The 22,656-nt window shown below is 57.5% G+C and carries 21 protein-coding genes; 6 read left to right on the top strand and 15 right to left on the bottom strand.

The annotated features are described in order from the left end of the window. Nucleotides 1-59 precede the first annotated feature (59 nt). Entirely contained in the window at nt 60-515 is a 456-nt protein-coding gene (locus OS190_RS14460) for a DUF302 domain-containing protein (RefSeq protein WP_267159428.1), read from the top strand. 54 nt (nt 516-569) lie between these two features. Here OS190_RS14460 and OS190_RS14455 read toward each other — a convergent pair whose 3' ends face one another. Further along, complete coding sequence (locus tag OS190_RS14455; protein WP_267159427.1) at nt 570-2,429, bottom strand: ABCB family ABC transporter ATP-binding protein/permease; 1,860 nt, start codon at nt 2,427-2,429, stop codon at nt 570-572. Between the two features lie 91 nt (nt 2,430-2,520). Beyond that, complete coding sequence (locus tag OS190_RS14450) at nt 2,521-4,017, bottom strand: Ig-like domain-containing protein (RefSeq protein WP_267159426.1); 1,497 nt, start codon at nt 4,015-4,017, stop codon at nt 2,521-2,523. 102 nt (nt 4,018-4,119) lie between these two features. Here OS190_RS14450 and OS190_RS14445 point away from each other — a divergent pair, with 102 nt between their 5' ends. Beyond that, on the top strand, nt 4,120-4,671 hold the full coding sequence (locus OS190_RS14445) for an LOG family protein (RefSeq protein ID WP_267159425.1): 552 nt from the start codon (nt 4,120-4,122) through the stop codon (nt 4,669-4,671). 390 nt (nt 4,672-5,061) lie between these two features. Here OS190_RS14445 and OS190_RS14440 read toward each other — a convergent pair whose 3' ends face one another. The 7 genes from OS190_RS14440 to OS190_RS14410 form a co-directional block, all read right to left on the bottom strand. Continuing rightward, nucleotides 5,062-5,661 carry a superoxide dismutase gene (locus tag OS190_RS14440; protein WP_267159424.1) on the bottom strand — a complete coding sequence of 200 codons (600 nt, stop codon included), beginning with the start codon at nt 5,659-5,661 and terminating at the stop codon, nt 5,062-5,064. 96 nt (nt 5,662-5,757) lie between these two features. Further along, on the bottom strand, nt 5,758-6,192 hold the full coding sequence (locus OS190_RS14435; protein WP_267159423.1) for a hypothetical protein: 435 nt from the start codon (nt 6,190-6,192) through the stop codon (nt 5,758-5,760). Further along, the gene (locus OS190_RS14430) at nt 6,189-6,590 is read right to left on the bottom strand and encodes a hypothetical protein (RefSeq protein WP_267159422.1); all 402 of its coding nucleotides are present in this window, start codon (nt 6,588-6,590) and stop codon (nt 6,189-6,191) included. The genes OS190_RS14435 and OS190_RS14430 overlap by 4 nt, the downstream gene beginning before the upstream one ends. 128 nt (nt 6,591-6,718) lie before the next feature. Continuing rightward, nucleotides 6,719-7,294: a sarcosine oxidase subunit gamma gene (locus OS190_RS14425; protein ID WP_267159421.1), complete on the bottom strand. Its 576-nt coding sequence runs from the start codon at nt 7,292-7,294 to the stop codon at nt 6,719-6,721. Further along, nucleotides 7,287-10,304 carry a sarcosine oxidase subunit alpha family protein gene (locus OS190_RS14420; RefSeq protein WP_267159420.1) on the bottom strand — a complete coding sequence of 1,006 codons (3,018 nt, stop codon included), beginning with the start codon at nt 10,302-10,304 and terminating at the stop codon, nt 7,287-7,289. Before OS190_RS14420 ends, OS190_RS14425 begins: the two co-directional genes overlap by 8 nt. A 64-nt stretch (nt 10,305-10,368) precedes the next feature. Further along, entirely contained in the window at nt 10,369-10,701 is a 333-nt protein-coding gene (locus OS190_RS14415; RefSeq protein ID WP_267159419.1) for a sarcosine oxidase subunit delta, read from the bottom strand. 277 nt (nt 10,702-10,978) lie between these two features. After that, a complete protein-coding gene (locus OS190_RS14410) occupies nt 10,979-12,223 on the bottom strand; it encodes a sarcosine oxidase subunit beta family protein (RefSeq protein WP_267159418.1) in 1,245 nt (414 codons plus the stop codon). Between the two features lie 236 nt (nt 12,224-12,459). Here OS190_RS14410 and ccmI point away from each other — a divergent pair, with 236 nt between their 5' ends. Genes ccmI through OS190_RS14395 form a run of 3 tightly spaced genes read left to right on the top strand, consistent with a single transcriptional unit; the run spans nt 12,460 to nt 14,398 of the window. Beyond that, a complete protein-coding gene (gene ccmI, locus OS190_RS14405) occupies nt 12,460-13,686 on the top strand; it encodes a c-type cytochrome biogenesis protein CcmI (protein ID WP_267159417.1) in 1,227 nt (408 codons plus the stop codon). Next, nucleotides 13,683-14,168: a Holliday junction resolvase RuvX gene (gene ruvX, locus OS190_RS14400; RefSeq protein ID WP_267159416.1), complete on the top strand. Its 486-nt coding sequence runs from the start codon at nt 13,683-13,685 to the stop codon at nt 14,166-14,168. Before ccmI ends, ruvX begins: the two co-directional genes overlap by 4 nt. Next, on the top strand, nt 14,165-14,398 hold the full coding sequence (locus OS190_RS14395; RefSeq protein ID WP_267159415.1) for a DUF1289 domain-containing protein: 234 nt from the start codon (nt 14,165-14,167) through the stop codon (nt 14,396-14,398). The genes ruvX and OS190_RS14395 overlap by 4 nt, the downstream gene beginning before the upstream one ends. Before the next feature lie 23 nt (nt 14,399-14,421). Here the strand turns inward: OS190_RS14395 and OS190_RS14390 are convergent, their stop codons facing one another. The 6 genes from OS190_RS14390 to OS190_RS14365 form a co-directional block, all read right to left on the bottom strand. Further along, the gene (locus OS190_RS14390) at nt 14,422-14,658 is read right to left on the bottom strand and encodes a hypothetical protein (protein ID WP_267159414.1); all 237 of its coding nucleotides are present in this window, start codon (nt 14,656-14,658) and stop codon (nt 14,422-14,424) included. Between the two features lie 199 nt (nt 14,659-14,857). Further along, the gene (locus OS190_RS14385; RefSeq protein WP_267159413.1) at nt 14,858-15,673 is read right to left on the bottom strand and encodes a sulfite exporter TauE/SafE family protein; all 816 of its coding nucleotides are present in this window, start codon (nt 15,671-15,673) and stop codon (nt 14,858-14,860) included. A gap of 29 nt (nt 15,674-15,702) precedes the next feature. Continuing rightward, entirely contained in the window at nt 15,703-16,716 is a 1,014-nt protein-coding gene (dusA, locus tag OS190_RS14380) for a tRNA dihydrouridine(20/20a) synthase DusA (RefSeq protein WP_267159412.1), read from the bottom strand. A gap of 286 nt (nt 16,717-17,002) precedes the next feature. Then, nucleotides 17,003-18,403 carry a TRAP transporter large permease gene (locus OS190_RS14375; protein WP_267159411.1) on the bottom strand — a complete coding sequence of 467 codons (1,401 nt, stop codon included), beginning with the start codon at nt 18,401-18,403 and terminating at the stop codon, nt 17,003-17,005. Next, nucleotides 18,403-19,032: a TRAP transporter small permease subunit gene (locus OS190_RS14370; protein WP_267159410.1), complete on the bottom strand. Its 630-nt coding sequence runs from the start codon at nt 19,030-19,032 to the stop codon at nt 18,403-18,405. The genes OS190_RS14375 and OS190_RS14370 overlap by 1 nt, the downstream gene beginning before the upstream one ends. A 103-nt stretch (nt 19,033-19,135) precedes the next feature. Further along, nucleotides 19,136-20,155 (bottom strand): C4-dicarboxylate TRAP transporter substrate-binding protein, encoded by a 1,020-nt coding sequence (locus OS190_RS14365; RefSeq protein WP_267159409.1) that lies wholly within the window; start codon nt 20,153-20,155, stop codon nt 19,136-19,138. Between the two features lie 438 nt (nt 20,156-20,593). Here OS190_RS14365 and acs point away from each other — a divergent pair, with 438 nt between their 5' ends. Beyond that, entirely contained in the window at nt 20,594-22,591 is a 1,998-nt protein-coding gene (acs, locus tag OS190_RS14360) for an acetate--CoA ligase (protein ID WP_267159582.1), read from the top strand. Nucleotides 22,592-22,656 lie beyond the last annotated feature (65 nt).

Below are 22,656 nucleotides of genomic sequence, written 5' to 3'. Positions count from 1 at the left end.
CCCTCACATTCGTCCTGTCCCCGGCTAAGGTGGTGCGGAAACATCAGGAGGAACCCGCAATGATCCGTGCCACCCTGTCCGCCGCCATCGTAAGCGTTGCGATGACCCTTCCCGCTTGTGCCGCTGACCTGATTGAAAAGATCAGCCCACACAGTGTAACCACCACCATGGATCGCCTTGCCGCTGCTGTTGAGGGCGCGGGTGCCACGATTTTCGCCCGCATTGATCATGCAGCAGGCGCAAGCTCGGTCGATCTTGACCTGCGGCCTACCGAGCTGTTGATTTTTGGCAACCCCAAACTGGGAACACCCGCTATGCTGGACGGACAAAGCGCCGGTCTGGACCTGCCTTTACGGGTCTTGGCCTTTGCCGATAGTGAGGGCATGGTGCATATCAACTATCATGCACCAGAGAGCCTTGCTGCGGCACATGGGCTGCCTGCGGACGCTAAATACATCCAGTTGATGACCGGTGCCATGGACAAACTCACATCCAAGGCAATTGCGCAAGATTGACCGGTTATGCTTGGACGGCACGACCCTCGCGCCGCGCCGTTGCAGGCCTCTTGATCAGGCGACTTCCTCTGATTGCTGCCGCTGCCAGAGTTGCGCATAACGGCCATCCCGCGCCAGCAGATCGTCATGGGTGCCTTGCTCAACAATGACACCCTTCTCAAGCACGACAATCCGGTCAGCCTCTGCAATGGTGCTGAGCCTGTGCGCGATGGTAAGAACAGTGCGCCCCTGCCCTGCCCGCTGAAGCGCGTCCTGAATTTCATGCTCCGTTTCGCTGTCCAGTGCCGATGTCGCCTCGTCCAGCAAGAGAATCGGCGGGTCTTTCAAAAGCGTCCTTGCAATGCCGACACGCTGCTTTTCGCCCCCCGAAAGCTTCAACCCGCGCTCCCCCACCGTCGTTTCATAACCATCGGGCAAACTGACGATGAAGTCATGGATTTGTGCATCTCGCGCTGCTGCTTCGACATCCGCCTGGGTGGCACCGTCACGCCCATAGGCGATGTTGTAGCCTATGGTATCGTTGAACAACACAGTGTCCTGGGGTACCACACCGATGGCCTTGTGCAGGCTCAGTTGCGTCACATCGCGCACGTCCTGTCCGTCAATCTTTAGCGCTCCGGCTCCGACATCATAAAACCTGAACAACAACCGCCCGATGGTGGATTTGCCCGACCCCGTGGAACCGACAATGGCAACAGTTTCGCCCGGCTTGGCCTCAAGCGTGACACCACGCAGGATCTTGCGGTCGGGATCATAGCCGAAATCGACGGATTCCAGCGTGACCTTGCCCCCGGTGACAACCAGATCGGGCGCATCTGGTTTGTCGGAAATCTCGGCGGGTTGCTCCAGCAACCCAAACATCTGTCCCATATCCACCAGAGCCTGCCTGATTTCGCGGTAAACCGTTCCCAGAAAATTCAACGGCACGGTGATCTGCACCATGTAAGCGTTTACCATCACAAAATCGCCCACCGTCAATGTTCCGTTCTGCACCCCGATCGCCGCCATGACCATCACCGCCACCAAGCCGGCGGTGATGATCACGGATTGACCGAAATTCAGGAACGCCAGCGACAGGCTTGTCTTGATCGCGGCATCCTCGTAGTTGCCCATCGCGGCATCATAGCGACCTGCTTCGCGGGACTCGGCTCCGAAATATTTGACAGTCTCGTAATTCAAAAGACTGTCGACAGCCTTTTGATTGGCGTCTGTATCCGCCGCGTTCATTTCGCGCCTCTGTCGTACCCGCCATTCGGTGACAGAAAAGGTGAACCAGACATAGAACCCGATCGTGACAGCAACGATGACCAGATAGGTCCAATCAAACAGATAGGTCAGGACCGCACCGATCATCACAAGTTCAAGGATCAGCGGCCCGATACTGAACAACAGAAACCGCAACAGGAATTCGACGCCCTTGACCCCGCGCTCGATAATACGACTCAACCCGCCGGTCTTGCGGGTGATGTGATACCGCATCGACAGACGATGAATATGCTGGAAAGTTTCAAGCGCAAGCATGCGCAGAGCACGCTGCCCTACCCGGGCAAAAATTGCGTCGCGCAATTGCTGGAACCCTACCGTCATCAAACGCGCCATGCCATAGGCAACCGTCAGGCCGATGGCACCCAAAGCCACCATTGGCACCGCATCCCCAGCAAGGGCATCTACCGCATCGCGGTAAAACAACGGTGTCGCAACCGATACCAGCTTGGACACAAAAAGCGCGATCAATGCCCAGACAACACGCCGTTTGACCCAGGGCATTTCCGCAGGCCACAGATAGGGCGCAACCTTGCGCAGGACGAGGAAACCGGACTGGCGTTCCTGTTCATCGAGGTCTGGCGTCGGAGTGTTTGACTGTTGAGGGGTCTGGGCCGCATTGGCTGCGGTGTTTGTCGTATCAGCGGGCATGCGGGTTCCTGTCTCTTTGAAGGCTACATACCCCCCCAGGCAAGCCGTTGCCAGCGGATGCGCAAAATTCCCAGGCTTCTTGCGAAAAGACTTAATCCGGCAGGTCGAATATCTGCCCGGGATAGATCAGATCGGGATCTCGGATGGCGTTGCTGTTGGCCTCGAATACCCGCACGTAAAGCGCCCCATCGCCATAGCGTTCACGGGCAATCGCCCATAGCGTCGCCCCTTCCTGCACCGTAATCGCCTTTAGTGGACCATCCTGCTGCGCTGTTGCCGCCGCAGCGGCCAGCACCTGACTCGACTCTCGCTTGAAAGGGGTTTCGACACGGCTCGTGATCTTGCCGCTGGTGGATATTTCATCAACCCGCAGGGTATAGATTCCCTCGTCGATGTCCGGCAGTTCGCCGCGCCAACGCCCGTCACCATCCACAGGCAGATTGGTCACCGATGCATTGTCGAGGTATACCCGCACAGACGCCGTATCGGCTTGAGCGCGCCCCGCAAGTTCGACTTCGCCGACTTCTGAATAGCTGATGGTGTCGATGGCGACATTGCTCATCGCTTGCGGGGAGGGTGTATTCAGCAGTTCAACTCCTTGCGCTGTGGATTTCAACACCGCAACCGGCGCAGTCTCCAATTCCGGATCAGCGTCCGGCAGGTCAGATGCCAGCCCTGCGGCTGTGGCAATATCAGTGCCGCTGACCGGAGCGGGCAGCGCAGGTGCCGCCGGTGCATCCGGTTTGGTCTGCGCCTGTTCGGTTGGTGCTTCGCTCTGTGGCGGAACACCAGAGGGCGCATTGGTATCCTTTGCTGCCGTGCTTGCACCTTCACCCACCTGCACTGCCTCTTTTTGATCCAGATGCGCCTGCTGCTGGGCTTCTTCACCTGGCTGGGTCGTGACAACCATTTGATCTGCAATCGCTTCTGGGGTCACGGTGCTGCTGTTGCCGGTGTCCTGCCCCAAGGCTGCAGGAAGATCTTCCGCTGTTTCCTTTCCGTCTGGCACAACGGCAGGCCCGGCATTTGCCACGACAAGCGGCTGGATCGGAGCAAGGATGATCTCATCATCAGAAAGCCTTTCATTGCCATCAGACTTTTCCAACAGGCTCAGGACATGGCCTTTGCCATCCGGTGGCGTCAGCGCAACGGTCGCAAATTTTCCCGATGGATCCGCTGTGGCGCGTGCAATGACGCTGCCGTTCTGCAGGATGTTCACTTCGGCACCAGGAGTCGCGCGCCCCGCAATAACGGTCACCCCGTCGGCCTCGCGGCGCACCTCGTCAAACTCCGGTGCGGCCTTAAGCCTGGCCGCCGGCGCGGCAGAGGCATTATCCTTGTCGGTTTTCTGTACCGAATCAGGTGTTTGCGGTGAATCCTCGACCGATTTTTCCTCAACCGCCTTGCCCGCAGCAGGAACCGTCTTGCCCGTCTTTTCCGGCACGGCGACAAGCCCCAGTTTGGTTGAAACATCTACAGATTTGCGGGCGGATTGAATATAAAATCCGGCCGCGATCAGCACCACGCAGAGCGCAGCCGCAGCAATGGCACCTGATCCACTCCCCAGTCCCGAAAAAAAATTGCGCATCTCACACCATCCCCAAAGGTTGAGCCTTATTAGCAAGCAGGCTAACACGGGTCAAAACACCTCCCACACAACTTTGCGATTTTACATCGAAAAGGCCGCGTCATGTTCAACAAATCCGTCTGCGTCTTCTGTGGCTCCCGCCCCGGCAACGACCCGGACCATGCGCAGGCAGCCGAAACACTGGGGGCAGGTTTGGCCAAGGCAGGCATCAGACTGGTCTATGGTGCAGGTGATGTCGGCTTGATGGGAACGGTGGCGCGCGCGGTTCAGCAAGCCGGAGGCGCGACCTTTGGTGTGATCCCGCAACACCTTGTGGATTGGGAAGTCGGCAAGACGGATCTGACCACCTATGTCGTGACCGAAACCATGCACGAACGAAAAAAGGTGATGTTCATGAACTGCGATGCAGTTGTCGTTCTGCCCGGTGGCGCAGGGTCATTGGATGAACTGTTCGAGGTGCTGACATGGCGTCAGCTCGGACTTCATAAAAAGCCTATTTTCATTGTCAATTCAAACGGGTACTGGGATTCTCTCTTGGGGCTTCTTGATAATGTCGTAGCAGGTGGGTTTGCCGATGTCAGCCTACTTGACTACATCACCGAAGTGGCCGATGCGCCATCGGCTCTGGCCGCGCTGCAAGACTGCCTGGCCTGACGCAGGATAAGCAGACGCAGGCTCGCGCCCGGCCGACCTGCGCTTAATTGACCTCATGGCCGACATTCGACCTTGCAGCAACCACAGGCTTCCTGAACACCTCCCGGACACTGCCCCGAACCAATCATGGCGCAGCCTTGCACCGCGCATTGGCTATAGCCGGCAGGCCGGACACCAACCTCAAACCCGTCCTTTCCGTGCTCAGACAATGTCTTCGGGATCGTGATACCCATGTGGCTCTATTGTCACAGAAAACCCCGCAGAATCCCTGCGGGGTTTAGCTGTTTCATACCTCAGTCTCGCCTGCACTGCATCTGAAGGCCAGGAATTGCCGCCTCATCCACACGGCCACAAAGGCAGCCTCAGGACCACAGGCGGTCAAAGCTATCCTCACAAGCGGGAGGCGACGTTTTCCCAGTTCACGAGATTGTCGAGGAAGTTGGTCAGATAATCCGGACGCGCATTCCGGAAATCGATGTAATAGGAGTGCTCCCATACATCACAGCCCAGCAGCGCCGTTTGACCAAAGCAAAGCGGGTTCACGCCGTTCTCTGTCTTGGTTACTTTCAGACCGCCATCGGTGTCTTTCACCAACCATGCCCAACCGGATCCGAACTGACCGGCCCCGGCTGCCTTGAACTCGTCCTTCATCTTGTCGACAGATCCGAAACTCTCGGTGATCGCTTTTTCAAGCTCTCCGGGCATTGCCGAGCTTTTGGGCCCCATCATTTCCCAGAACTGGTTGTGGTTCCACAACTGGCTGATGTTGTTAAAGATTCCGTTTTGCGCAACGGCCGATTCATCATAGGTCCCCTTGATGATTTCTTCGAGGGATTTATCCGCCCATTCGGTGCCTTCAATCGCCTTGTTCCCGTTCACGACATAGGCATTGTGGTGCTTGTCGTGGTGAAACTCCAGCGTCTCGGCGCTCATGCCTTTGCTGGCAAGGGCGTCGTGGGCATAGGGAAGATCGGGAAGTGAAAAAGCCATTTCTGGGCCTCCTTTATGTGAATGTTCTCACCATCAAATGAAGCGCTGATGGGGGGTTCGTCAAGGCCAGCAGCCTGAAAAGCCGGCTGAATGGCGCTAATGGGTGCGCCTGGCGCAGGTTCCCTGGCTGCGCAGGCCGGAATCAAAGGTGCGAGGACCTGCCGTCAGATCGATCTTGCCGGTGGTTTTGCTAATGGATGCACGATAGTCGAAATGCGCGAAACTGCGCCCCGAATCCGCACGTACGTTTTCCAACGTCCATTTGACAATAAACCGGCTGTCGTTGTCGCGCAGGATCGTACCCGCCACCGGACCCTTCAAGAACGTCAGCGTCATCGCATCGACAATCGTAGCCCCCCCTTCCTCGGGCAGGACGATCGCGATTTTGGGTGACAGCCAGCCGCGCCCGTATTCGGTGCCATCCATGTCGCAATCATAAAGGAATGCAGGTGCCGAAAACGCCAGCCCCGGACAGACCAACGCCAAACCCAGACCCGCCACAATTCTACGCATGCCCCTTGTGACCGTCATTTTTTCAATACCTTGCAGGTACCACTGCCCCGAATGACGTTGTCATACCCGTGCAGCCGCCCCTTCATCGTATAGGTATTGGCGGCCGTGTTCAGAATCAATGAATGGCTCAGGATGCCCGAGCCTTCATTGCTGATCTTCACATTGCGCACTTTCCAGCTCAGTTCATAGGAAGTTTCGCCTCGCTTCTCCGGCGCGACGTCGATCGGTTCTTTGTGCACCTGATTGATAAAAAAATCATAGACCGACGCCCTCTGTTCGGCGGCCTTGAATTCTATGAATATCTTTTCCGGGATCCACCCCCCCGCGCCACGGTTGGTCACGTTACATTCATAGGTTTGGGCCGCCAAGTGAAAAGGCAAACCAGACAGCAGCGCACAAAAAATCAGCCGCTTCATGAAAATCCCCAGTACAACATATCTCACAAGCCTAGCAGCCTGCCCGAAAGCGGCAAGTCTTGATTCTTTATACCTGACCCGTCCGGCTTGCGGCCCCGTTATCCGTTGAATGCAGGGTTTACCGGGCCTCAGGCGTTGAAATACCCAACTTCGGATCCGTCCTGCGCTGCCACATTCAACACGTCAAACACATATTGCGCAACTGAACGGAAACAGATGATGCGCACCGATTGCGCATCCGGCATCCAAAATGCCGCAGGAACCTGGGCAATGCGGCTGCGACGGAACATGCCGGGTGTGAAATGATCCGGTGCCAGGTCGACTGGTGCAAGTTTCGCCAGTACCTCACGTGCCTTTGGCCCGTTGACCTGAAACAGGGCCCGTGCATCCGACACATTCACCGCAAGGGCGTGAATTTTGGCCAATCTGGACTGCATATCGGCAAGCCGCTGGTGAACCTCTTCGTAAGCACAGAGGATCAACAATTCGTCCGGCGACATCCAGGCCAGCCCACCTGTACCTTCGGTGGCACAGTGGTTTTTCTCTGGCATGGTGACGCCGCTCGCCGTGACGGCAGCCTTGATGACCGGCTTTGCCGACAGATCGCCGCGCAGGGTGATCATCCCTGTCGGCCCCAGCTCGGTAACAACAGCGATACCACTGGTGTCGCTGGCCCCTTTGAGAGCAGTCACTGGTTCAGACATTCTGCTTCTCTCCCTCCAGGTCATAGAACACAGGGTTCACGATCTTGGCTTCATAGTCCTTGCCATCGGTGCCGGGAAAGCTCAGGATTTCTCCCATCCGTTCCGGTCCATTCAACACCAGCCCCATGGCAATCCCGCGCCCCAGGGTGGGCGAATGATAGGTCGATGTGACCCGCCCGATCATATTGCGCTGTCCATTGGCATTGGTTCCTTCGCCCACTGCATAGGCCCCGTCAGGCAAGGTTGATTTATCAACGGTTTCAAGCCCCACCAGCTTCCAGCGATCCGGGTCGGTCATATGCGACCGCTCCTGGGCGCGTTTGCCAAGATAATCCGTCTTCTTCTTGGAAATCGCCCAGCCCAGCCCAAGATCTTGCGGGATCACCGTGCCATCGGTTTCATCCCCGATCATGATAAATCCCTTTTCCGCCCTCAGGATATGCAGGCACTCAGTACCATAGGGCATCGCGCCAAGCTCCGTTCCCACAGCCAGCAGCGCGTCCCAGAAAGCCTGACCGTAACCGGCATCAACCGCAATTTCATAAGACAATTCGCCCGAGAAGGAGATGCGATAGACGCGCACCTTGAAACCGCCCAGCGTTCCGTCAACCCATTCCATAAAGCCCAGCGCCTCTTTGGAAACATCCATGCCCCCCAGCTTTTCCAAGGCTTTGCGTGCGTTTGGGCCGACAACGGCAACCTGTGCATATTGTTCGGTGACATTGGCAACATAGACGTTCCAGTCCCACCATTCGGTTTGCAGCCATTCTTCCATATGTGCATGGATGGTTTCTGCCCCGCCCGTGGTGGTGTGACAGAGCCATGTGTCCTCATCAATCCGCGCGACAACGCCGTCGTCGATCAGAAATCCATTCTCCGAACACATGAGGCCGTACCGGCATTTGCCAATCTTCAGCGTCGACATCATGTTGGTATACATCATGTCCAGAAAACGCCCTGCATCCGGCCCCTTGACGATCAACTTGCCAAGGGTCGAGGCGTCCAGCAGCCCCAGTTTCTCGCGGGTGTTGGTCACCTCCCGCATCACAGCATCATGGGTGCTTTCAAGGCCACGCTTATAAGCATAGGGCCTGCGCCATTGGCCGACAGGCTCGAACTCTGCTCCGTTTGCCGCGTGCCAGTCATGCATCGGCGTCCGGCGGATCGGTTGAAAGATATGCCCCTTGGCCTCACCCGCGATCGAGGCCAACGAAATAGGATGATAGGGCGGGCGAAAGGTTGTGGTGCCGACGCTTGGAATATCCTTGTCCAATGCCCCTGCCAGGGTTGCCAGACCGTTGATATTGCTCAACTTGCCCTGATCGGTCGCCATACCCAGCGTGGTATAGCGTTTGGCATGCTCCACCGAGACAAAACCTTCCTGAGCCGCCAGACGCACGTCCGAAACCTTGACGTCATTTTGATAATCAAGCCAGGATTTTTCGCGCAGCTTCGCCGATGCGCCCTGCGGCATCATCCAGACAGGTGCCATAGGCGATTCCTCTCGCCGTTCGGCAGTTGGTGAGGTCACATCCCTGGGCAGTTTGAAATCAAGACAGGTCGCCGCACCCTCAGCTGCGGCATGGGCATCATGCAGGACGTCATCCAGTGCAAAGACACCCGCCGCCGCCCCCGCCGGCGTGACAAATCCCATTCCATCCGCGCCTTTGGGGGGGTTATCTACATCCGGCGCGAAACAGGCTGTCGCACTGTCCCAGCGCAATTTGCCACCGCAATGTGACCATAGGTGCACAACCGGAGACCAGCCGCCCGACATGGCAATCGCGTCGCAGGGGATTTCTTCCAGAACCGACCCCTCGCCCGCCTGGGAACAAATCTTTACCCCCGTCACCCGCTTGCCCCCCATGACCGAGGAAACCGCATGGCCCATCAACACGCGAATACCAAGTGCCCGCGCCTGGGCAACCAGCCCGCGGTCTTCCGGCAGAACACGCGCATCCAGAATGACAGGTACGTCAAGTCCCGCTTTTTTAAGCGTAATTGCCGTAAGGTAAGCATTGTCATTATTGGTGACCACCACGGTCCGGTCACCGACGGAAACACCGTAATTCACCACATAATCGCGCAGGGCCGAAGCCAGCATGACCCCGGGAATATCGTTGCCCGCAAAGCTGAGCGGACGTTCGATTGCACCGGTTGCGGTGATGACCTGCGCGGCGCGGACACGCCACAAACGATGGCGTGGGCCAGCCTGATCCGGTGCATGGTCGCTCAGGCGTTCATACCCCAGCACATAGCCATGATCATAAACCCCGGCCCCCATGGTGCGCAGACGGATCTGGACATTGTCCATTAATTTCAACGCCGCCAGGGTTTCGTCCACGTAGTTGTCCACAGGCGCACCATCGACCATGCCACCATCGACAGGTGCACGTCCGCCCCAATGGTCGGTCTGCTCGAATAGAATGACCCGCGCGCCCGTGCGTCCCGCGGTCAGGGCCGCTTGAAGGCCCGCTACACCACCGCCGACAACCAGCACATCACAAAAGGCGTAAAAGTGTTCGTAACTGTCTTCATCACGCGATTTCGGAGCCTTGCCTAGGCCAGCGGAATGCCGGATCACCGGTTCATAAACATGTTTCCAGAAAGCCCGCGGATACATGAACATCTTGTAATAAAAGCCGGCAGGCAAAAAGCGGCTGAGATGTTTGTTGATTGCACCTACGTCGAATTCGAGACTGGGCCAGTGGTTCTGGCTTTGCGCTTCAAGACCCTCGAAAAGCTCGGTTGTTGTGACCCGCTGGTTGGGTTCGAACCGCCCGTCGCGGCCAAGATTGACCAGTGCGTTCGGCTCTTCCGCTCCCGAAGCGACGATGCCACGCGGGCGGTGGTACTTGAAGGAACGACCAACCAGCATCTGGTCATTGGCCAAAAGCGCGGAGGCCAGCGTGTCACCTGCGTAGCCGCGCATGTTTTTGCCGTTAAAGGTGAAATTCAGCGGTTTGTTTCGGTCGATAAGTCGACCGGGTGTGGCAAGGCGGGTGCTCATGAACGCGGTTTCCTGTGCAGGTCGAGAGTGCGGACGGTATATAACGCCAAAAAGAAGGGATAGCTCATGATGCCTCTGCCTCTGCTGACCAGTCTGGACGGCGGTGTTGGATTTTCTCGATGATCTCTTGGGGCGGTGTATAGGTTTGGGCCGAATAGCTGCCGAAAACTTCCAGGGTCATGGTGCAGCGGGCAACATGGAACCATTTGCCGCAGCCGTTCTGGTGGCGCCAGCGTTCGAAATGCACACCCTTGGGATTCTTGCGCATGAACAGGTAGGATTCGAACTGATCATCGGTCGAGCCGGGGCCAAAGCGTTTCAGATGCGCTTCGCCGTGGGCGTGAAATTCGGTTTCTTCTGCGGTGACGCCGCAGTTGGGGCAGTGGATGTTTAACATGAAGCGGCTCCAGACTTGGATAGTGTCAGGGCCAACCTTGGGTCAAAGGCATGGCATGGATGATGTGCTTTCTTCTCGCGATGGCACCTGGGGCGGTCATTCTGGCGATCTACGAGCGTCGCAAGGGGCTTCGCATCATTCTTGATGATGCTCAGCGCGCCCCTCAAGATGGCAAAGTAGCGGCAGTCACCAAGGCTGAGAGGAATCGCTCCGAAGCGATCGTAAAGCACCTGCATACAGGCGGCCCGCGCTTTCATTATGAATGGGGCATAGGACATCAATGTGCCACCCCAGCCGCAACGCTTTCATCAATAAAGCGCCCCTCGATAAACCGTTCCAACCCGAAGGCATCCGTCAGCGGTGAGTGACCTTTGGCCATCAGTTCGGCCATGGCCCAACCAGACCCCGGAATGGCCTTGAAACCGCCTGTACCCCAGCCCGCATTCATGAATATGCCCTCAACCGGCGTTTTCGACAGGATTGGCGAACGATCCCCTGTCACGTCTACAATACCGCCCCATTGGCGCAGCATCTTGAGGCGCGACAGCATCGGGAAAGTCTCGATCAGGGCGCGCACGGTTTCCTCGATATGATGAAAGGATCCACGCTGGGTGTAGTTGTTATAGCCATCCGTGCCGCCCCCGATGACCATCTCGCCCTTATCGGACTGGGACAGATAGCCGTGGACCGTGTTGGCCATCACCACGATGTCCATCGCCGGTTTGATAGGCTCTGACACCAGTGCCTGCAGTGCGACGGATTCGATGGGCAGACGAAACCCTGCCATGTCGGCGAGATGACCGGAATGTCCCGCAACAACCATGCCGAGCTTGTCACAGGCGATGTCGCCCTTGGTGGTGGTGACGCCGGTGACCTTGCCTGCTGTCTGACGTATGCCGGTAACCTCACATTGCTGGATCACATCCATGCCCATATCCGAACAGGCCCGGGCATAGCCCCAGGCGACGGCATCGTGGCGCGCCGTGCCGCCGCGGGCCTGCCACAGGCCGCCCAGCACTGGATAGCGCGGGCCATCAATGTTCATGATCGGGCAAAGTTCCTTGACCCGTGCGGGGGTGATCCATTCAGTCGGGACCCCTTGCAGTGCGTTGGCATGGGCGGTGCGCTTATAACCACGCACCTCATGTTCGGTTTGCGCCAGCATGATCACGCCACGCGGGCTGAACATCACGTTGTAGTTGAGGTCCTGGGACATAGTTTCATAAAGCGAGCGCGATTTTTCGTATATCGCGGCAGAGGGATCCTGCAGGTAGTTTGAGCGGATGATGGTGGTATTGCGCCCGGTATTGCCGCCCCCCAGCCAACCTTTTTCCAGGATCGCCACATTGGTAATGCCGAAATTCTTGCCCAGATAATAGGCAGTGGCAAGCCCGTGCCCCCCTGCCCCGATGATGATCACATCATATTTTGCCTTGGGCTGCGCATCACGCCAGGCACGTTCCCATCCCGTGTGGTGACGCATCGCCTCGCGGGCCACGGCAAAGACTGAATATTTTTTCATGTCACGAATCCTTGAATGCAGCACTCTGGGCGGGCAGCACCCGCGATATGCCCTGTTCTGGCCGGATCGCCGGAAAAGAGGATACTCTCCGCGGCATTTGCTATCAGTTTTGCGACATCTGCCGCAATAGGGCGTCGATGTCCTGGTGCCCGCGACATTTGCACCCTTTTGTCGCGTCGCTTCTGGGCATAGATACACAGCATATATTCGACGCAGCGGAACAGAACAGGCGAAACATGATTTTTTGGATTATCTGTGGGGCAATGTCGGCGCTTGTGGTCGCTCTGTTGGCGCGGGCCCTGACGGCGTCGCAAACCGGCGGTGCCGAGGATGCTGTAGCATATGATCTCAAGGTCTATCGCGATCAACTGGCCGAGGTGGACCGCGATGTCGCACGTGGCGTGCTGGGAAAAGAAGACGCAAAACGCGCCCAGACAGAGATTTCACGCCGCATCCTTGCGGCTGACGCCGCACCACGTGCCACCACGGGGACAGACGCGGCACCGCAACGGGTCATTGCCCTGATACTGGTGATCGGGCTGATTGGCGGGTCAATGGCCATCTATGCCGCTCTGGGCCAACCCGGCTATGGTGATCTGGCCCTCGCTGACCGCATCGCCTATGCCAAGGAAGTGCGCGAAAACCGGCCCGACCAAAAGACTGCAGTCGACAGTTTGCCGCCCTTTGCACTGGAAACGGAAACGACAGAGGAATTCCGAGCCCTGATGGAACGGCTGCGCGAAACGGTGGCGGCGCGCCCCGGCGATTTGCAGGGTCATCTCTTGCTGGCCCAGAACGAGGCGCGAATGGGTAATTTTGTCGCTGCGGCTGAAGCACAGGAAAAAGCCTTGCGGCTTCAGGGCGACGAGATGACCGCCAATGACATTGCTGATTACGGTGAATTGCTGGTCCTGGCGGCAGGCGGCTATGTGTCGCCCGAGGCCGAAGCAGCCTTTCGCGCCGCCCTTACCCGGGATGAAACCGACGCGCGCGCGCGCTATTATCTTGGCCTGATGATGGTACAGACAGGGCGACCTGACATCGCCTTTCGCCTGTGGGATGCGCTGCTGCGCCGGGGGCCGGAAGATGCTGCGTGGATCGCGCCGATTCTGGCACAGATCCAGGATGTCTCGCGTTTGGCCGGTGTCGATTATACCATCCCCGCTATTGGTGCCGGAGCGGCACCTGGCCCTTCGTTGGAGGACATGCAGGCCGCATCTGAAATGACGGCCGAAGACCGCATGGCGATGATCGGTGGCATGGTCGCGGGATTGTCAGACCGATTGGCAACTGAGGGCGGACCGCCACAGGACTGGGCGCGTTTGATAACATCCCTGTCGGTGATGGGAGATCCGGATCAGGCACGTGCGATCTTTGACAATGCGATGGAGGTATTTGCAGGCGATGCGGCTGCCTTGGACATCATTACCGCTGCCGGGAGTCAGGCAGGGGTCGCCGAATGATCCTTGATGATATAGAGGAATTTGCTGCGGTCCTGCCCCCAATGGGGGCCTTGATCGGGTTGGATCTGGGTGAAAAAACCATCGGCGTTGCGGTCAGTGACAGTTTCCTCAGTGTCGCAACCCCGCTTGAAACAATCCGCCGCAAGAAATTTGGCGTCGATGCCGCCCGTTTGGCCGAGATCATCAAGAACCGGCAGATCGGAGGTCTGGTGTTGGGGTTGCCTCGCAACATGGACGGAACCGAAGGGGCGCGGTGCCAGTCGACCCGCGCCTTTGCCCGCAACTTCGATCGCCTCACCCCCCTTCCGATCACCTTTTGGGACGAACGCCTCTCTACCGTTGCGGCCGAACGTGCCTTGCTTGAGGCGGATACGACCCGAAAACGTCGTGCCGAGGTGATTGATCATGTCGCCGCGGGGTATATCCTGCAAGGGGTGCTGGACCGATTGGCGGTGCTGCGCAGACAGGATGTGGATAGATGAGCGATGAGGTCTGGAAACGCGACGAGGTCGAAAGCCCCTGCATCAAGATCTGTTTGGTGCATCCCGAAGCACGGCTCTGCACCGGCTGTTTGCGTTCCATTGATGAAATTGGCCGCTGGTCGCAAATGTCGCCCCAGGAGCGGCGCGCGATTCTGGCGGACCTGCCGAACCGCTCGGGACAGATCACCAAGCGGCGCGGCGGGCGCGCGGCACGGCTTGCCAAAGGGTGAAAGCTACTGTGTGGCTTTGCCGGTTAACGCGCGCCCGCGATCCTAAAAAGCAGGTCAATGCTCGCATCCCAGCAATCTGAGATGTCATACCCCGACGGGGCGTGATTGCTATTATCTGCAAACAGGCTGACCCGCGCAAAACTTGTCACATCGGGTTTGCGAAATCTGCCCTGTAAATCAAAGGCCTTGCCGCCAAGTGAATGGGGTGAACCTTCCCAATATGCGATGCTGCCTGTTGCGTCGGTGATGAGTGCTGCCATTGCCTCGGTCCTGATACATTGTTTCTTGTTAGGCATCAGTATCGTTGCCTGGATGGCGACAATGGGGCAGCAACGCGGTCTTTGTTTGAATTCCGGTCACAGGCACGGTGCAATGCCATCCGCAATGGCCAAGATCACGCAGCCAGCAATCGCTGCACCGGATCAACACCCGCGCCCCCATCGCCCGCGGTACTTGGGTTCAAAGCAGCACCTTGCGCAGCATGTTCAGGGCAACCATGATCAGGAACACCGCAAATACGCGTCGCAGTGGTTTCGGGTCCATCGCATGTGCCAGTTTCACACCCAATGGAGCCGTGATCAACGTCATCGTGATGATGATCGCAAAGACAACAAGGTTGACGCTGCCAAGGGTCAAGGGGGGCGCCCCTTCAATGTCAACCAACAGAAATCCGACCACAGCCGGAACGGCAATCAACATGCCAAAGCCCGCAGCAGTCGCCACGGCACGGTGCATCGGCGTGTTGAACAGCGTCATGACCGGCACGCCAAAACTGCCCCCACCGATCCCCAACAGCACTGACAAAAAGCCCACCGTCGGGGACATCGCCGCCCGTGCAGCGCCTTTTGGCATTGCCTGACCCAACCGCCAATCCGTCCGGCCAAGCCCGAGGTAGAAGCCAACAGTCAATCCAAGCAGTCCAAAAATCACCTGAAGTGTATCCGAACGCAGTGTTGACACCACAAGCACACCAATCACCGCACCGATCACGATCCCCGGTGCCCAACCGCGCAGGATCTCCCAATCGACCGCATTCTTCTTGTGATGGCTCAGGACCGACCGGATCGAGGTGATCACGATGGTCGCCAGAGAAGTCGCCAGACACATTTGCATCATCTGCGGCCCGTCATAGCCAAGTGTCTGAAATACAAAAACAAACGCGGGCACCAATATGATACCGCCGCCAACACCCAACAATCCGGCCAGGACACCGGCAAAGGCTCCAGCGGCCAGCAAAAACAGACCCATCTGGATCAACAGCAACGTGTCAGGCATTATTTTCTCCGGTTTGACTTTGCTTCTAGCTACACGTCTTCCGGTGTCAAAGCCAATGCCTCAACCTGCCTCATCGCCTCGAGAACCAATTCAGGTCCGGCACCGGGTTTGGAGGCCTTTTCCGATAACATTCGACGCCACTGCCGGGCACCGGGGCGACCTGCGAACAGCCCCATCATGTGGCGCGTGATCTGGTTCAACCTGCCCCCCGATGTCAGATGCGCCTCAATATAGGGCAGCATCGCATGCACCGCTTCTTCGGCGCTGGTGTCCTGTCCCTGCCCAAAGATGCGCCTGTCCGCCGTGCCCAAGACATCCGCTGGCTGGTGATAGGCTGCACGGCCGACCATCACGCCGTCCAGACCGCCTGCCAACAGGGCTTCAGCCTGCTCCAGTGAGGTGATCCCGCCATTTATCGAGATGTGCAAATTCGGGAAATATCCTTTCATCCGCTGCACCAGAGGATAATCCAGCGGCGGTATGTCGCGGTTTTCTTTGGGACTCAGCCCTTGCAGCCACGCCTTGCGGGCATGGATCTGCACCCGCGTGCATCCTGTTGCAACGATCCGCGCCAGAAATTCCGGCAGAATCTCCTCAGGGTTTTGATCATCCACACCGATGCGGCATTTCACCGTCACATCAACGTCAACAGCAGCACGCATTTCGGCAACACATTCCGCGACCAGTTCGGGTCGTTCCATCAACACCGCGCCAAAGCAACCCGATTGCACCCGGTCCGACGGGCAACCGATATTGAGGTTGATTTCGTCATACCCCGCATTGGCACCAAGTTTGGCCGCCTGCGCCAACTCACGCGGGTCCGCCCCGCCAAGCTGCAACGCCACCGGATGCTCCGCATCATGATGCTCCAGCAAATGCAATGCGCCCCCCCGCACCAAAGCAGGTGCCGTGACCATTTCGGTATATAACAAAGTCTCGCGGCTGAGCTGCCGATGCAGGTATCTGCAATGACGGTCGGTCCAGTCCATCATGGGGGCGACAGATAGGCGCGATGCGGTTTCTGTCTTTCTTTTCACGTTCATACCCGAAATTCCTCAATCTCGAAGCCTGTCTTCATATCCTGCGGTTGCTGCAGGGATCCGGCATGCGCCGAAAATGCCTGCCTTCAGGTAGCAGCTTGTGGCACGCCTCGGGAGCCCTGCGCAGACAATTTTCAGTTATTTTTGCCGCATGAGGCGGGATGAGTCCATTTCTGGGGTCAGCCCCCAGTGTTTCAGGCCCAGCGACCGGTCAGAGATCGCCAATGATCCGGCGCAGCTCTGACGCCATGGGACGCTACCTCAACCAGATATGACCTGCCAGCTGCTCCTAGCCTGCGAGAGAGGGCAGCCACAAGACGATTCCGGGGAAGGCGACCAACAAGGCGATGGTAATACCGTCGGCAATAAAAAATGGCGTCACACCACGAAACACATCCTGCACGGTCAGATCATCACGTACCCCGGCTACGACAAAGCAATTCAGCCCGATGGGCGGCGTGATCAGACAGAACTCCGCCATCTTGACCACCAGAATACCAAACCAGATCGCGCACATCGGACCCGACATGCCAAAGGCAGAGTCTGCAGCAGCAACAGTTTCACCGCCGTTGAGCGCCATAACCGCAGGATAAACCACAGGCAGTGTCAGCAGCAGCATGCCGATCGCATCCATGAACATCCCAAGAACGGCATAGGCAAGCAGGATACAGACCAGGATTGTCAGGGGTGCCATATCCAACCCGGTGATCCAGGTCGCAAATGCATCAGGCAATTCCGCAAAACCGAGGAAACGCACGTAAATCAGCACACCCCAGATGATCGTGAAAATCATCACAGTCAGCTTGGCCGTGTCCAGCAAGGCGACCTTCAACTGATTCCAGCGCATGCCTTTGTACAAAGCCATCAGAAAAACGATGAACGCCCCGACCGCGCCGCCTTCGGTGGGTGTGCCCCAGGCATCCCCGAAAGGGTTGTAGACAAAGAAGATGATGATCACGACAACCAAGACGATGGGCGATGCGGGTGGCAAAGCTTCGAACCTTTCGCGCCAGGTAAAGCCCGTGACGGGCGGCCCGACAGATTTCCAGATCATCGCGATACCAATGATCAACGCCGCATAAACGACGGCTGAAAAAGCGCCGGGAATGAACCCCGCAAGGAGCAACTTGCCGACGTCCTGCTCTACGATAATCGCATAGATCACGAGAATCGCCGAGGGCGGGATCAAGGATGCAAGCGTCCCGCCTGCTGCAACAACGCCAGCAGCAAATTGTTTGTTGTACCCGATCTTCAACATCTCTGGGATGGCGATACGGGCGAAAACGGCAGCGGTTGCTACAGAAGCACCAGAGACAGCGGCAAAGCCCGCGGTGGCAAAGACGGTGGACACCGCAAGCCCGCCAGGAACCCAGGCAAACCAGCGTTTGCAAGCCTCGAACAATGCCGTCGTCAACTTGGCGTAATAGGCCAGATACCCGATCATGATGAAAACCGGGATCAGACTGAGCACCTGCGCCGATACCTTGGAATGTGGCGTCAGGCCCGCTATTTTTACGCTGATTTCAACGGCTTTCCAAAACCGGTCGGGATCGTAGTCAAATCCGTTCCAGCGCAGCCACACCAGCCCGACAAATCCGGCCATTGCAGCGGCAAAAGCCACGCGCATACCCAATACCACAAACACCAGCATCCCGATGGATACCCATATGCCAATCTCAATAGGTTCCATCAATCGGCCCCTTCCAGCGCATGCGCCTCGATCATCGCCTGTTCCTCGACGGTCAGGTTCAGCGGCACGGCCACCGGACTTTCAAGCCCCAGAACAAGGGCACGGCCATAGCCCCAGACTTGCAACAGCAAGCGTAACACCAGTACCGCAAAGGCAATGGGTACGACCAGTTTGCTCGGCCAGATCGGGATGCCGACATCAATCGAACTGTCCCGGCTGCACAGCGGGCGCGCACAATCGAATGACCGGCTGAAATGCTCCCATGCGCCATAGGTCAGCGCGAACATCAGGACCAGGATCATCACGACCGAGATCAGTTCGAACAGCCACAATGTGCGCCCTTTCAAGGCACCAACCAACATATCCATGCGGATATGTGTGCCGTCACGCTGGACATAGGAAACGCCCATAATCGCGATGATCGGCATCGCCGCTTCGATATAGTCGACATATCCCATCATCGGCGTGCCCAGGAATTTGCGCGTCGTGACTGAATAGGCGGCTAAAAACATCAGCGAAAAAATCGCAAGCCCAGATAGAAGTGCGCAGAACCGTTCAAGCGGCAGCAACATGCGATCAAGTTTACTTAGTAGGCTGGAATCCTCCAACACAGCTGCTGATCCAGCCATCGCACATCTCCTCAATGAATCTCTGGAAAGGTGGGCGTGACACCGCCCACCTTATATCACGGCTTGACGACAAGGCGGTGCATGCCCGCCTCGACTGGCCGGTTTAGCTGCCGTTAGCCTTGGCGTCCGCCAGGGTCTTTACAACCAGATCATAGAGTTCCTGACCCGGCAGGCCTTGGGATGCCATATCGGCAATCCAGGCATCCCGTGCTGGTACCGCCGCCGCCGCCCTGAACTCTTCAATCACTTCAGGAGCAATCTCGACCTTTTCGACACCTTTTTCTTCCAGCACATCGTCCCAACGCTTGAGCAATGCGGCATAGTTGGTCAAATAGTGGTCCAGAGCTTCTTCTACGGATGAATCAAGCGCTTCGCGCTCTTTGTCCGACAGGGATTCATAGGCATCGATATTCACCACAACAGGGCAATTCACAGTGCCGGGGTTCAGGTTCGCAGTCCACCAGTCAGCCTGGTTGATGGTACCAAAGGACAGATGGGCGTGCTGCGCAAAGGCAACCGTATCAACCACACCGGATTCCATCGCCTGATAGGCTTCGGTCGCGGTCACAGAGGTTGGCACCGCTCCGACAGCTTCAAAGGCACGACCCAGCCCCCCAGTTGCGCGCACCCGCATGCCCTTGAAATCATCCAGCGTTCTGCGAGGTTCGCCAGTGCCGACGATATTGTATTGCGGCATGGGCGAGGTCATCAATAGCTTGGCATTCCACTGCGCCATCTCTTCGGTGGCAGCGGGGTGTGAATAGACCGCTTTAGATACCGCACGCTCCTGCTCAAGGTTTTCAACCCCGAGAAAGGGCAATTCCAGCACGGTCACAACACGGTTTTTATCTGCATGATAACCCGCACAGAACTGCGCCATCTCGAAAGCCCCGATCGAGATGCCATCAAGGTTCTCGCGGTTCTTGGACAGCCCACCGTAGCTGACGTTCATGGTGAATTCGCCGCCGGTCTTTTCGCTGACAAGTTCGGCCAGCTTTTCAACATGTTCGGTAAAGGCGCGGCGCTTGCCCCAGACGGATACATTCCATTCTGTGGCCGCAGCCTGTGATGCAAACGCGAAAGAGATGGCGCAGACTGCCGCGCCGCTCAAAAACTTGGTCATTGGTATTCTCCCGTTAATGCGCACCCTCCTCGGCGCGCTTGCCAAGACGCTACCGCGAGGGGCAAGCGCTGCCAACCCCCGCCGCACTTTCGAACAGCGCCTTTGACGCCTTTCTCCGGCCATGGCTGTTGAAAAAGGGGTTGCATCGCCCGTTTCTCGCGGGATCATGCAGGTGAGCCGGCTGGAAACAGCGCCTTTGCCTCGCGCCATCGGCCGCAAATTGAAAGACCGGGAAAGCTCGCCCTCCTGCGAGGAATTGACAAAAAAAATGCGTGAATAAAGAAGAAATCAGCGGCGATCAGGCAGGAAATTTACAAAATTTACCAAGCTGCGGAAAAATTTTTACAAGGGAATCGCCTCTTTCCAGTTGCTTATTCCCTTCCGTTCACAGCCCGCTATGATCGCGTCGAGGAGCGGGCGAAGGACATGACCGAATTCATGCATTGGCCCGAAAGACTGCCAAGGGAGGGACCTACATTGTCTGATACAGCTGCAAAAACTTATCCACCATCGGATGCCATGGCCGCAGATGCACATGTGAACGCCGAGACCTACACACGCATGTACGACGCCTCGATCAAGGATCCTGACACGTTCTGGCGCGAGCAGGCAGCCCGTGTCGACTGGATCAAGCCCTTCACCAAGGTCAAGGATGTCGATTTCACCCTCGGCAATGTACATATCAATTGGTACGCCGACGGCGCGTTGAATGTCGCCGCCAATTGTATCGACCGTCATCTTGAAAAACGCGGCGACCAAACAGCGATCATCTGGGAACCCGACAGCCCCGATGAATCCGCCCAGTACATTTCCTACAAGGAACTGCACGCCAATACCTGCAGGATGGCAAACATCCTGCGCGACCTCGGGGTCGGTAAAGGCGATCGCGTCATCATCTATATGCCGATGATCCCCGAAGCGGCCTATGCCATGCTGGCCTGTGCTCGCATCGGCGCAATCCATTCCATCGTTTTTGCCGGCTTTTCGCCAGATGCCCTTGCCGCTCGGATCAACGGTTCCGATGCCAAGGTGGTGATCACCGCTGACGAAGCTCCGCGTGGCGGGCGCAATACCGCGCTGAAAAGCAATGCGGATCAGGCCCTTGCGAATTGCAAGGACTCAGTCAAATGTCTGGTGGTCAAACGCACAGGCGGCAAGATCAGCTGGGTGGACGGACGCGACTTTGACTATAACGCGCTGGCAGCGGATGCCGCAGACACCTGTGAACCCGAGGTCATGAACGCCGAAGACCCCCTGTTCATCCTTTATACCTCCGGGTCCACCGGACAACCGAAAGGCGTGGTGCATACCACCGGTGGCTATATTGTCTACGCCGCCATGACCCACGAGATTTCCTTTGATTATCACGACGGCGATATTTTCTGGTGCACTGCGGATGTGGGATGGGTCACCGGACACAGCTATATCGTCTATGGCCCCTTGGCCAATGGTGCGACCACCGTCATGTTCGAGGGTGTGCCCACCTACCCCGATGCCAGCCGGTTCTGGCAGGTTTGCGAAAAGCACAAGGTCAACCAGTTCTATACCGCGCCGACCGCATTGCGCGCATTGATGGGCAAGGGAAATGCCTTTGTTGAGGGCAACGACCTGTCCAGTCTGCGGATTTTGGGCACCGTGGGCGAACCCATCAATCCCGAAGCATGGAACTGGTACAACGAAGTTGTCGGTGGCGGGCGCTGCCCGGTCGTCGATACATGGTGGCAGACCGAGACCGGTGGCCACCTGATGACCCCTCTGCCCGGTGCCCATGCGATGAAGCCAGGCTCGGCGATGAAGCCCTTCTTCGGGATCAAACCGCTGATCCTTGATCCGACTTCTGCGCAGGTGCTCACAGGTGACCCAGTCGAGGGTGTCTTGGTCATCGCAAACAGTTGGCCTGGCCAGATGCGCACCATCTGGGGTGATCATGAACGGTTCGAAAAGACCTATTTTTCCGACTATCCCGGCTATTATTTCACCGGTGACGGCGCAAAACGCGACGCAGATGGCGACTACTGGATCACCGGACGTGTAGACGATGTCATCAATGTTTCCGGTCACCGCATGGGCACGGCAGAAGTCGAATCCGCGCTTGTTGCCCACGCCAAGGTGGCCGAAGCCGCTGTGGTTGGCTATCCCCACGACATCAAGGGCCAGGGCATCTATTGCTATGTGACCCTGATGGGCGGCGAGGAACCCTCTGAAGAGCTGCGCAAGGAACTGCGCGACTGGGTGCGCACGGAAATCGGCCCCATCGCATCCCCTGATCTGATCCAATGGGCACCGGGCCTGCCGAAAACCCGTTCCGGAAAGATCATGCGCCGTATCCTGCGCAAGATTGCCGAAGACGATTTTGGCGCATTGGGCGATACCTCGACACTCGCCGAACCTGCGGTTGTGGACGATCTGATCGAAAACCGCATGAACCGAAGCTGAACGCCCTTTTCGGCAAATCGGCGCAAAATCGCCATGATCCGGGCCTGCAAAGGTCCGGGTCGTGT

Origin of the sequence: Sulfitobacter sp. F26204 (assembly GCF_026410305.1) — a bacterium.
Lineage (GTDB): Bacteria > Pseudomonadota > Alphaproteobacteria > Rhodobacterales > Rhodobacteraceae > Sulfitobacter.
The sequence above is the reverse complement of the archived record's forward strand: the minus strand, read 5'-3'. Positions and strand labels throughout refer to the sequence as shown.

What these genes read in the sequence shown, in the direction of transcription:
- OS190_RS14460 (WP_267159428.1), top strand. Translation starts at nt 60, where the DNA reads ATGATCCGTGCCACCCTGTCCGCCGCCATCGTAAGCGTTGCGATGACC.
- OS190_RS14455 (WP_267159427.1), bottom strand. Translation starts at nt 2,429, where the DNA reads ATGCCCGCTGATACGACAAACACCGCAGCCAATGCGGCCCAGACCCCT.
- OS190_RS14450 (WP_267159426.1), bottom strand. Translation starts at nt 4,017, where the DNA reads ATGCGCAATTTTTTTTCGGGACTGGGGAGTGGATCAGGTGCCATTGCT.
- OS190_RS14445 (WP_267159425.1), top strand. Translation starts at nt 4,120, where the DNA reads ATGTTCAACAAATCCGTCTGCGTCTTCTGTGGCTCCCGCCCCGGCAAC.
- OS190_RS14440 (WP_267159424.1), bottom strand. Translation starts at nt 5,661, where the DNA reads ATGGCTTTTTCACTTCCCGATCTTCCCTATGCCCACGACGCCCTTGCC.
- OS190_RS14435 (WP_267159423.1), bottom strand. Translation starts at nt 6,192, where the DNA reads ATGACGGTCACAAGGGGCATGCGTAGAATTGTGGCGGGTCTGGGTTTG.
- OS190_RS14430 (WP_267159422.1), bottom strand. Translation starts at nt 6,590, where the DNA reads ATGAAGCGGCTGATTTTTTGTGCGCTGCTGTCTGGTTTGCCTTTTCAC.
- OS190_RS14425 (WP_267159421.1), bottom strand. Translation starts at nt 7,294, where the DNA reads ATGTCTGAACCAGTGACTGCTCTCAAAGGGGCCAGCGACACCAGTGGT.
- OS190_RS14420 (WP_267159420.1), bottom strand. Translation starts at nt 10,304, where the DNA reads ATGAGCACCCGCCTTGCCACACCCGGTCGACTTATCGACCGAAACAAA.
- OS190_RS14415 (WP_267159419.1), bottom strand. Translation starts at nt 10,701, where the DNA reads ATGTTAAACATCCACTGCCCCAACTGCGGCGTCACCGCAGAAGAAACC.
- OS190_RS14410 (WP_267159418.1), bottom strand. Translation starts at nt 12,223, where the DNA reads ATGAAAAAATATTCAGTCTTTGCCGTGGCCCGCGAGGCGATGCGTCAC.
- ccmI (WP_267159417.1), top strand. Translation starts at nt 12,460, where the DNA reads ATGATTTTTTGGATTATCTGTGGGGCAATGTCGGCGCTTGTGGTCGCT.
- ruvX (WP_267159416.1), top strand. Translation starts at nt 13,683, where the DNA reads ATGATCCTTGATGATATAGAGGAATTTGCTGCGGTCCTGCCCCCAATG.
- OS190_RS14395 (WP_267159415.1), top strand. Translation starts at nt 14,165, where the DNA reads ATGAGCGATGAGGTCTGGAAACGCGACGAGGTCGAAAGCCCCTGCATC.
- OS190_RS14390 (WP_267159414.1), bottom strand. Translation starts at nt 14,658, where the DNA reads ATGGCAGCACTCATCACCGACGCAACAGGCAGCATCGCATATTGGGAA.
- OS190_RS14385 (WP_267159413.1), bottom strand. Translation starts at nt 15,673, where the DNA reads ATGCCTGACACGTTGCTGTTGATCCAGATGGGTCTGTTTTTGCTGGCC.
- dusA (WP_267159412.1), bottom strand. Translation starts at nt 16,716, where the DNA reads ATGAACGTGAAAAGAAAGACAGAAACCGCATCGCGCCTATCTGTCGCC.
- OS190_RS14375 (WP_267159411.1), bottom strand. Translation starts at nt 18,403, where the DNA reads ATGGAACCTATTGAGATTGGCATATGGGTATCCATCGGGATGCTGGTG.
- OS190_RS14370 (WP_267159410.1), bottom strand. Translation starts at nt 19,032, where the DNA reads ATGGCTGGATCAGCAGCTGTGTTGGAGGATTCCAGCCTACTAAGTAAA.
- OS190_RS14365 (WP_267159409.1), bottom strand. Translation starts at nt 20,155, where the DNA reads ATGACCAAGTTTTTGAGCGGCGCGGCAGTCTGCGCCATCTCTTTCGCG.
- acs (WP_267159582.1), top strand. Translation starts at nt 20,594, where the DNA reads ATGCATTGGCCCGAAAGACTGCCAAGGGAGGGACCTACATTGTCTGAT.